A 10,038-nucleotide genomic window follows, 5' to 3' on the forward strand; every position below is an offset into this window, starting at 1 on the left:
TTATCGTTTGTCGTTGAAGGGGGCGGTCAGGCCGCCGCCACTCGCGCCCGTCTGGATGCAAGGGTCTGAAGCAGGTGGACGGCCAGTCCGAAGACCAGCCCCCAGAAGGCGGAGCCAAGACCCGCGAGCGTCATCCCCGACGCGCTCACCGCAAAGGTGACGAGGGCGCCATCACGACCGTCCTCGGCACGCAAGGCCGTGCTGAGCGATCCGGAGACGACCGGGAACAGCGCAAGTCCCGCCAGCGCCGCGATCAGTGTCTTGGGCAGAGTGGCGAAGAGGGCGAGCACCGTCGCCGCGAAGGCTCCGAAGACGAGGTAGGTGACACCGCCGGCGATCCCGGCGACATAGCGCCTGGCCGGGTCGGGGTGGGCGTCAGGGCCGAGGCAGATCGCAGCAGTGAATGCCGCGAGGTTGAGCCCGTGGCAGCCGAACGGTGCAAGCAGGATCGAGCCGATGGCGCTTGCCGAGACGATCGGGCGGGCAGCGGGCTCTTCGTATCCGGCGGCGCGCAATACCGCGATGCCGGGCAGGAACTGGCCGGTCAGCGCTACGACGGCCAGTGGCAGCGCGATGCTGGCGGTTGCCGCCCAGTCGAAGTGCGGGGTCGTCCAGACCGGCAGGGTCAGGTGCGGCGCGCCGATCGAGCCGGTGAGGCCGCCTTCGATGAACGTCAGGACAACGCCTGTCACGAGCACCGCGACGACCGCATAGCGCGGGGCGAGCACGCGCCCGGCGAAGAAAGCGACGATCATCGCGATCACCATCAGCGGCGCGGAAGGCACGGCCCCGACCATGTCGATCACGAAGCGGAACAGGATGCCGGCCAGCATGGCGGCGGTGATCGCGGCGGGCAGGCGCTTCATCAGCCGGTCGAACGCGCCCGATGCGCCGACGACCAGCACCGCGAGGTTCGCGACGATATAGGCCCCCACCGCCGTCGCGAAGTCGGTTTGCGGAAGCATGGTCACCAGCAGCGCGGACCCGGGTGCCGACCAGGCCACCACGATGGGAACCCGCCAGCGCCAGCTCATCACGATGCCGAGGACACCGCTGCCGATCGAGATCGCCCAGATCCACGAGGCGACGATTGCCGGCTCCAGGCTCTGCGCGGCCTGGAAGACGATCACCAGCGGCCCCGCGTAGGAGATGGTGGTGGCGATGATCCCGGCGATTATCGCCGGGATCCACGATGTCTGCTTGGCGACCATGATTATCCGTTCACGCCGCGAAGGCGTAGGCTTCCTGGGTGCGCTGCTGCCGGCGGCTCACCATGTAGAGGGCGGTCGCCATGACCGAGACGAGGCCGGGGATGGCGAAGGCGATGAAGTTCAGCGCCATCGGCAACTGCGCGGCAAGCAGCAGGCCGCCCAGCATCGGGCCGACGATCGCACCTACGCGGCCCATTCCCGATGCCCAGCCGAGGCCGGTGGAGCGGACGGGCAGGCTGTAGAACTCCGCGACGCTGGCGTAGAGCAGGATCTGCGTACCGGTCGTGCCCGCTCCGGCGATGAAGATCAGCAGGTAGAGCACGGGCATGACGCTGTTGAGGCCGAGCAGGGCGATGCACAGGGCTCCCAGCGCGAAGTAGGCCATCACCACGCGAGGTAATCCGAACCTGTCGGCCAGACGCCCGCCCGAGATCGCCCCGAACATGCCGCCGAAATTGAGGGCGAGCAGGAACGACAGGCTGGAGCCGAGGCTGTAGCCGGCACTGCGCATCAACTGGGGCAGCCACGAGCCGAGGGCGTAGACCATCAGCAGGCAGCAGAAGAAGCACAGCCACATCGAGAGCGTGCCAAGCGTGCGGCCACTGCGGAAAAGTTCGCCGACGGAGGCCTTCTCCGAAGTCGCCTCCTGATAGACCAGGGCACCGCCGGTCGCCGCTTCGGGCGAGAGGCGCTGCAGGATTGCGCGGGCCTTGTCGTGTTCACCCTTGCGGATGAGGAAGCCGACCGATTCCGGCAGGCCGCGCAGGACAAGGGGAAGAAGGACGAGCGGAACCGCTGCGGCAAGGAACATCGCCTGCCAGCCGAACAGAGGCAGAAGCCAGATGCCGAGCCCGGCTGCTGCCATGCCGCCGACCGCGTAGCCACTGAACATCAGCGCGACGAGGGTGCTGCGCATCCGCCTAGGCGCATATTCGTTGGTCAGCGCGACCGCGTTCGGCATCAGGCCGCCGCAGCCCAGTCCTGCGGCAAAGCGCAGGACGCCGAACATCGTGGGCGTCGTCACGAAACCGTTGAGGAAGGTCGCGGCGCTGAACAGGGTGAAGCAGATGGTGATGCACTTCTTGCGGCCGATCCGGTCACCCAGAGGCCCGAACAGAAGCGCGCCGGACATCATGCCGAACAGCGCCCAGCTTGCCAGGGAACCGGCTTGCGGCGCGGTAAGATGCCACTGCTCCATTAACTGAGGGAGAACGACGCCATAAATGAAAACATCGTAGCCATCGACTATGAGAAGAATGGCGCAGGCAATGATAATCTTGAGGTGAATATTTCCAAATCTGGCTTCATCGACAAGTCGACTTACATCGATACCTTGCATATCGATTCCTCTCCCGTTTCACGTTGTGTGATTTGCCGGGAAAGTGAATGACCTGTCGATTTTCAACAAATACCAATTAAGTCGTTTGCATATACGCGATAGGTATCAGGGACGCAGCCCTCCCATCGGCTTCGGCTGTCAGAGTTCCTCGGTCAGCGCGGTGGGTACGTCGTAGCCCCATTGCGCATACTTGCGCGCGATGACGGCCGCCATGAGCGCCAGTTCGGGCGAGCGGTCGCCGGGGCGGTGGCTCATGATGATGGGCGAGGTCGCGGGTTCCACCAGTTCGCGGAAGGCGACGTCGTGGCTGCGCGCGCGGCGCACCGATTCCGGTACGATCGCTATGCCCTCCTCGGCGGCGACGAGGCCGATGGCGATCTGCAGTTCGCGCGCTTCGTGGACCACGCGCGGCTCGATCGACTGGTCGCGAAAGAGCGAGATCACCTGGTCGGCATAGCTGGGGCGGGGTGCGCGCGGGTACAGGATCTGCGGTTCATCGGCGAGTTCCCGCAGCGAGATCGGTTCATCGCTGTTCGCCAGCGGGTGATCCATCGGGAAGGCGGCGATGAGCTTCTCGTTGCGCAGGATGATGCGGCGCACGGCCGGATCCTCGAAGCGGATCCGGCCGAAGCCGACGTCGATGCGTCCGTCCTTCAGCGCGGCGATCTGGTCGAGTGTCGTCGCTTCGACCATGACCAGTTCGACGTTCTGCGCCACCTTGCGAAATTCACGGATCAGTTCGGGCAGGCGGGCATAGATGGTGGAGGCGACGAAGCCGATGACCAGACGGCGGCGGCGACTGGTCGCGGCCGCCTTCACCATGGTTTCCACGTCTTCCATCCGTGCCAGCATCTGCAGGGCCTGCGCATGAAGCAGCCGACCCACGGCGGTCAGGCGCAGGGGGCGGCTCGACCGGTCGAGCAGCGGGGCGCCGACATGAGCCTCCAGCTGCTGGATCGCGCGCGACAGCGGTGGCTGGGCGATGTGCAACCGTTCGGCGGCCCGGTTGAAGTTGCCTTCGTCCGCCACCGCCACGAAGTAGCGCAAAAGGCGCATGTCCATCACGAGACTTAAAACCTCCTCGGAACGCCGTATCAGCTTCATTATACCTAACAGGTATGCAGGCTTGACCGCATTGATCTTTGAACGCCCGGCAAGGCAGGCATATTTATCCCTCGAAAGCTAAGCATTCGGGAGAGTCGCTGCAATGGCTATGTTAGGCCGAGCTGATACCTTCATCGTTGATGTGCCGACGATCCGGCCGCACGTGCTGGCGATGGCGACGATGCACGCCCAGTCGATGGTGATCGTTCGCCTGACTGACGCGGACGGCGTCGAGGGCATCGGCGAAGGAACCACCATCGGCGGCCTCAGCTACGGCGAGGAGAGCCCCGAGAGCATCAAGTCCGCGATCGACACCTATATCGTCCCGGTCCTCGAAACCTGCGATCTGTCCCAGGTCGGCGCGACGATGGCGAAGATCGCCAAGTGCGTGCGCGGCAACCATTTCGCCAAGTGCGCGGTGGAGACGGCGCTGCTCGACATGGCGGGCAAGCGGCTCGGCATCCCTGCTTCGGAACTGATCGGCGGCGGGCGCGTGCGCGAAAGCCTGCCGGTCGCCTGGACGCTTGCCAGCGGCGATACCGCCCGCGACATCGCCGAAGGCGAGGCTATGCTGGACGCCCGCCGCCACCGCATCTTCAAGCTCAAGATCGGCAAGCGCGATGTGCGCGACGACGTCGCCCATGTCGGCGCCATCTGCAAGGCGCTGGGCGACCGCGCCAGCGTGCGTGTCGATGTCAACCAGAACTGGAGCGAGGCGCAGGCCAAGCTTGGCATGACAATGCTGCGGGACGTCGGCTGCGACCTCGTCGAGCAGCCGATCGCCGGCGACGACGTGGCGGCCATGGCGCGCCTGTCGAAGGCGCAGGCGGTGCCGCTGATGGCGGACGAGGCGCTGCACGGCCCGCGCTCCGCGCTGCGGATCGCGTCGGCCGGGGCGGCTGGCGTCTTCGCGCTCAAGATCGCGCAGTCGGGCGGGCTGTTCGCCGCGGCCGAAGTCGCCGCGATCGGTACGGCCGCGGGTATCGGCCTTTATGGCGGCACCATGCTCGAGGGCGGGATCGGCACCGCCGCGTCGGCGCATGTCTTCGCAACCCTGCCCGAACTCGCCTGGGGCACGGAGCTGTTCGGCCCCTTGCTCCAGACCGAGGAAATCCTGTCCGAACCGCTGGGCTACGCTGATTTCTCTCTGGCCGTGCCGACCGGACCGGGGCTTGGCGTCAGCCTTGACGAGGACAAGCTCGCCTTCTTCCGGCGTGATCGGACCGCGCCCACCCTCCACGCCGTCACCGCAGGAGCCTGACACCCATGCTGTTCATGGTCGAAATGGACGTCAACATTCCCCTGGGCTTTGACCCCGCCGAAGCGGCGCGGATCAAGGCCGAGGAAAAGGCCTACTTCCAGAAGTTGCAGACCGCAGGAATCTGGCGTCACATCTGGCGCAAGGTCGGCTTGTACTCGAACGTCTCGATCTTCGATGTCGAGAGCAATGCGGCGCTGCACGACACGCTCATGGCGCTGCCGCTCTATCCGTTCATGACGATGAAAATCACCCCGCTCGCGCGGCACCCTTCCTCCATCCATGACGACGATCGCTGATCGCCAACGCTTACAATTACGGGAGAGAATGAAATGGACACCAGCTTCGTAAAGACCCCGGAAATCCAGCAGTTGCTCGATCGCGCCGCCGGCGTGAACGAGAGCGGCGGCAGCCCGCGCCTCAAGGCGATCGTGCGCGACCTTACTGAAAGCGTGATGGAACTCATCGTCAGGCATGACGTCTCCGAGAGCGAGTTCTGGCTGGCAATGAAGTACCTGTCGGACAGCGCGGGCGAGATCGGCCTGATCGTGCCGGGCACGGGGCTGGAGCACTTCCTCGACCTCTATATGGACGCCAAGGACGCCGAGGCGGGCCTCACCGGCGGCACGCCGCGCACCATCGAAGGACCGCTCTACGTCGCCGGGGCGCCGCTGGTCGAGGGCAACGTCAACCTCAGCACCGATCCCGACGAAGGCTCCACCGTCCTGCACATGACCGGCACCGTGACCGGCCCGGATGGCGAAGCCGTTCAGGATGCGATTGTCCATGTCTGGCACGCGAACTCGAAGGGCTGGTACTCACACTTCGATCCGACCGGCGAACAGACCCCGTTCAACAACCGCCGCCGCATCAAGCTGGGCGCGGATGCGCGCTACGCCTTCCATTCCAAGCAGCCGAGCGGCTACTCGGTGCCGCCGCAGGGTGCGACCGACAAGCTGATGCAGGCGCTCGGCCGCCATGGTAACCGTCCGGCCCACGTCCACTTCTTCATCGAGGCGCCGGGCTATCGCACGCTGACGACGCAGATCAACTTCGGCGACGATCCCTTCGCGGCCGACGACTTCGCCTTCGGCACTCGCGAGGGCCTGCTGCCGGTGCCCAGCCGTCAGGGCGACAGCGCCTACATCCAGTTCGACTTCCAGCTGCAGCGTGCCCACGACGCCGGTGATGAGGGCTTCTCCTCGCGCACCCGCGCCGAAGCGACGGCGCTTCCGGAAGCCGAAACCGTCTGACAACCAGAACACGGGAGACAGGATCATGCACGAACACCTGATGAGCCGCGTTTCGACCGCCGTGGTCGATGACCCCGAGACCGGCCTGTTCCGCTGCCGCCGCGACGTCTTCACCGACCCGGCGCTGTTCGAGCTCGAAATGAAGTACATCTTCGAGAGCAACTGGGTCTACATCGCCCACGAAAGCCAGGTCGAGAAGAAGAACGACTACTTCACGACCTGGATCGGGCGGACCCCGGTGATCCTGACCCGTGCCAAGGATGGCGGCCTCAACTGCGTCGTCAACGCCTGCGCCCATCGCGGCGCCAAGCTGTGCCGCCGCAAGCGGGGCAACCAGCCGCTCTTCGTGTGTCCCTTCCATGGCTGGAGCTTCAAGACCGATGGTTCGTTGATGCGCGCCAAGGACGCCAGCACCGGCGCCTATCCGGACAGCTTCAACCATGAAGGCTCGCACGACCTTACCCGCGCCCGCGTGGAAAGCTATCGAGGGTTCATCTTCGCCTCGCTCAACCACGATGTGCTGCCGCTCGAGCAGCATCTGGGCGAGGCGCGGGTGATCATCGACCAGATGGTCGACCAGGCGCCCGAGGGGCTGGAAGTGCTGACCGGCAATTCCACCTATACCTTCGACGGCAACTGGAAGATGCAGATGGAGAACGGTTGCGACGGCTATCACGTCAGCTCCGTTCACGAGAACTACCAGTCGACCATGGGCCGCCGCGCCGAAGGCGGCACCAAGGCGGTCGATGCAAACGGCTGGTCGAAGGCTCCAGCAAGCGGCGTTTACGGTTTCGAGCATGGGCATATCCTGCTCTGGACCCAGGTCCTGAACCCTGAAGTGCGCCCGGTCTGGAACCTGAAGGACCAGCTGGCCGAGCGCCTCGGGGCCGACAGGGCGAAGTTCATCCTCGAGCAGACCCGCAACCTTGCGCTCTATCCCAACGTGTTTCTGATGGACCAGTTCTCGACCCAGATCCGCGTGGTGCGTCCGATCGACGTGCACACCACCGAAGTCACGATCTACTGCTACGCCCCCAAGGGCGAGAGCGCCGAGGACCGCGCCCATCGCATCCGCCAGTACGAGGACTTCTTCAACGTGACCGGGATGGGCACGCCGGACGACCTTGAGGAATTCCGGTCCTGCCAGAAAGCCTACGAAGGTGCGGGCGAGTTGTGGAACGACCTCAGCCGCGGCGCGACCCGCTGGATCCATGGTCCCGATGCCAATGCGAAGGCGATGGGCATGAACCCGCTGCTGTCCAGCGAGCGCAGCGAGGACGAAGGCCTGTTCGTTCGCCAGCACGAGTTCTGGGCGCAGATCATGCTCGACGGGCTGGCGAGAGATGCCGCTCCGATGCTGGAGGCTGCGGAATGACCCTCGTCCTCGAAAAGAGCCACGCTGTGCTCTCCTACGCCGATATCTGCGCGTTCCTCTACCGTGAGGCACGCCTGCTCGACGACCGTGAATTCGACGAATGGCTGGAATGCTATGCGCAGGACGCCGAGTACTGGATGCCGGCGTGGACTGACGATGACGCGCTGACCACGAACCCGCAGACAGAGATATCGCTGATCTACTACGGCAACCGCAAGGGGCTGGAGGATCGCGTTTATCGTCTCAACACCGAGCGTTCGTCGGCCAGCACGCCGGAAGCGCGCACGTCGCACTTCATCGCCAACGTCGAGGTGCTGGAGACGCGCGAAGGCGCGATCGACCTGCGCTACAACTGGCATACGCTCAGCCACCGCTACCAGCAGACGCAGCAGTTCTTCGGAACCACGTTCCTGACGCTGGATACGACTGGTGAAACGCCCAGGATACTGAAGAAGAAGATCGTCCTCAAGGACGACTACATTCATCAGGTCATCGACGTCTATCATGTCTGAGGAGGCGCAGCGGTGATTTTCCAGGGACGCTTCGCGGGCAAAGTCATGGTGGTGACCGGCGCGGCTCAGGGCATCGGAGCGGGTGTCGCCACCCGCGCTGCGGCCGAAGGGGCGCGCCTCGTCCTCGTCGACCGGGCCGACTTCGTCACAGAAGTCGAACAGGCCATCGTGGCGGAGGGTGGCAAGGCCGTATCGGTCCAGTGCGACCTTGAAACCTACGAGGGCGCGGCCAAGGCCATGGCTGCGGCGATCACGGCGTTCGGGCGCATCGACGTGCTCGTCAACAACGTCGGCGGCGCGATCCGCATGCGGCCTTACGCCGAGTTCGAGCCCGCACAGATCGACGCGGAGATCCGCCGCTCGCTGATGCCGACGCTGTACTGTTGCCATGCGGCGCTGCCTGTCATGCTGGCACAGGGTGCTGGGACGATCGTCAACATCTCGTCCAACGCCACGCGCGGCATCCGCCGTGTGCCCTACTCGGCGGCCAAGGGCGGGATCAACGGCATGACCCAGGCGCTCGCCATGGAGTATGCCGAGGCCGGCATCCGCGTCGTCGCTACGGCGCCCGGCGGCACCAGCGCTCCGCCGCGTCGCGTTGCCCGCAACCCGCAGGGTGACGACGCGCAGGAACAGGCGTGGATGGCCGAGGCCGTAGCGCAAGTGACGTCGTCCGCCTTCATGAAGCGGTACGGCACTCTGGAAGAGCAGATCGCGCCGATCCTCTTCCTCGCCTCGGACGAGGCCAGCTATGTGACCGGATCGGTCCTGCCCGTTGCCGGTGGCGACATCGGCTGACGCCATCTTCACAGGATATAGACACGTGCCCAGACTGATCGTCGTCACCCGTTCGGGTGACGAAACCGCCATCGATGCCCGCGAGGGCACGACCGTCATGGAAGCCATCCGCGACAATGGCTTCGACGAACTTCTCGCGCTGTGCGGGGGCTGCTGCTCGTGCGCGACGTGTCATGTCCTCGTCGATGCCGGGTGGACCCGGGCGGTTGGCGGTTCCGGTGCGGATGAGGATGACCTGCTCGATTCCTCGGACCATCGCACCGATCTGTCGCGCTTGTCCTGCCAGATCGCCATGACCCCGGCGCTCGATGGTCTGCGCGTCATCATCGCACCGGAGGACTGATCATGCCGTTCACGCAAGTTTCGGGCGCGAGCCTCTACTGGAAGCGCGACGGGCGCGAGGATGCGCCCGCGCTGGTGCTGCTGAATTCCATCGGCACCGACATGGACTTGTGGGACGCGGTCCTGCCGTTCCTGCGCGACCACTTCGCGCTGTTGCGGATCGATGCGCGCGGTCATGGCGCTTCGCGGGCCGAACCGGGCGACTTCTCGATGGCGATGCTGACGCAGGACGTGCTGGCGGTGGCGGACGCAGCGGGCTTTTCGTGCTTCAGCGTCGCGGGCGTTTCGCTGGGCGGCATGATCGCCATGGAACTTGCCCTCGACGCACCGGACAGGATCCACAAGCTCATCCCGATCTGCACCTCCGCCGCCATGGACAGCGCCTCGTGGAGCGACCGCGTCGCCAGGGTGCGGGACGCCGAAGTCTCGGGTGGGGGGATGGCCGCCATCGCCGATCTCGCGATGGGTCGCTTCCTGTCCGGTGCCGCAGAGCCTGCGATCTACGAAGCCGTGCGCCGCCAGTTGATCGGCATGGACGCGCAGGGATACGCCGGGTGCGGTGCGGCGATCCGGGACATGGATCTGGCGGACCGTATCGCAGCGATCGCCTGTCCGACGCTCGTGATTACCGGCACTCGTGACACTTCGACGCCGTTCGAGGGGCATGGCGAGCATCTGGTGGCCGGCATCCCGGGTGCCGCGCACCTGTCCCTCGAAGCGGCGCATCTGGCGCCGCTCGAAGCACCGGCCGAACTGGCGGCGGGCATGGTCCGCTTCCTGAAGGACTGAGCCATGGAAAAATCAGACGTCGTCATTGTGGGAGCGGGACATGGGGGGGCGCAGTGT

11 protein-coding genes are annotated in these 10,038 nt (G+C 65.4%); 8 read left to right on the forward strand and 3 right to left on the reverse strand.

All coding sequences use genetic code 11. From position 1 onward, the window contains the following. Positions 1–26: 26 nt before the first annotated feature. From ACODRZ_RS13190 to ACODRZ_RS13200, 3 genes are all read right to left on the reverse strand, one after another. Complete coding sequence (locus ACODRZ_RS13190) at positions 27–1,211, reverse strand: benzoate/H(+) symporter BenE family transporter (RefSeq protein ID WP_488970635.1); 1,185 nt, start codon at positions 1,209–1,211, stop codon at positions 27–29. 10 nt (positions 1,212–1,221) lie between these two features. Continuing rightward, on the reverse strand, positions 1,222–2,550 hold the full coding sequence (locus ACODRZ_RS13195) for an MFS transporter (protein WP_488970634.1): 1,329 nt from the start codon (positions 2,548–2,550) through the stop codon (positions 1,222–1,224). Positions 2,551–2,688: 138 nt separating this feature from the next. After that, entirely contained in the window at positions 2,689–3,612 is a 924-nt protein-coding gene (locus tag ACODRZ_RS13200; protein WP_488970633.1) for a LysR family transcriptional regulator, read from the reverse strand. Between the two features lie 145 nt (positions 3,613–3,757). Here ACODRZ_RS13200 and ACODRZ_RS13205 point away from each other — a divergent pair, with 145 nt between their 5' ends. From ACODRZ_RS13205 to ACODRZ_RS13240, 8 genes are read left to right on the forward strand one after another with little or no spacing between them, the layout of a single operon-like run. Then, on the forward strand, positions 3,758–4,915 hold the full coding sequence (locus tag ACODRZ_RS13205; protein WP_488970632.1) for a muconate/chloromuconate family cycloisomerase: 1,158 nt from the start codon (positions 3,758–3,760) through the stop codon (positions 4,913–4,915). 5 nt (positions 4,916–4,920) lie between these two features. Next, positions 4,921–5,211 (forward strand): muconolactone Delta-isomerase, encoded by a 291-nt coding sequence (gene catC, locus ACODRZ_RS13210; protein ID WP_488970631.1) that lies wholly within the window; start codon positions 4,921–4,923, stop codon positions 5,209–5,211. Between the two features lie 33 nt (positions 5,212–5,244). Beyond that, a complete protein-coding gene (locus tag ACODRZ_RS13215) occupies positions 5,245–6,165 on the forward strand; it encodes a dioxygenase family protein (protein WP_488970630.1) in 921 nt (306 codons plus the stop codon). A gap of 25 nt (positions 6,166–6,190) precedes the next feature. After that, the gene (locus ACODRZ_RS13220; protein WP_488970629.1) at positions 6,191–7,540 is read left to right on the forward strand and encodes an SRPBCC family protein; all 1,350 of its coding nucleotides are present in this window, start codon (positions 6,191–6,193) and stop codon (positions 7,538–7,540) included. Next, entirely contained in the window at positions 7,537–8,052 is a 516-nt protein-coding gene (gene benB / locus ACODRZ_RS13225) for a benzoate 1,2-dioxygenase small subunit (RefSeq protein ID WP_488970628.1), read from the forward strand. Before ACODRZ_RS13220 ends, benB begins: the two co-directional genes overlap by 4 nt. A 12-nt stretch (positions 8,053–8,064) precedes the next feature. Beyond that, entirely contained in the window at positions 8,065–8,850 is a 786-nt protein-coding gene (gene benD / locus ACODRZ_RS13230) for a benzoate diol dehydrogenase BenD (RefSeq protein ID WP_488970627.1), read from the forward strand. 25 nt (positions 8,851–8,875) lie between these two features. Continuing rightward, positions 8,876–9,193, forward strand: coding sequence for a 2Fe-2S iron-sulfur cluster-binding protein (locus ACODRZ_RS13235; RefSeq protein WP_488970626.1), 318 nt, complete (start codon positions 8,876–8,878; stop codon positions 9,191–9,193). Positions 9,194–9,195: 2 nt separating this feature from the next. Next, positions 9,196–9,981, forward strand: coding sequence for an alpha/beta fold hydrolase (locus tag ACODRZ_RS13240; RefSeq protein WP_488970625.1), 786 nt, complete (start codon positions 9,196–9,198; stop codon positions 9,979–9,981). Positions 9,982–10,038 lie beyond the last annotated feature (57 nt).

It is taken from the genome of Novosphingobium sp. FG90 (assembly GCF_057808725.1).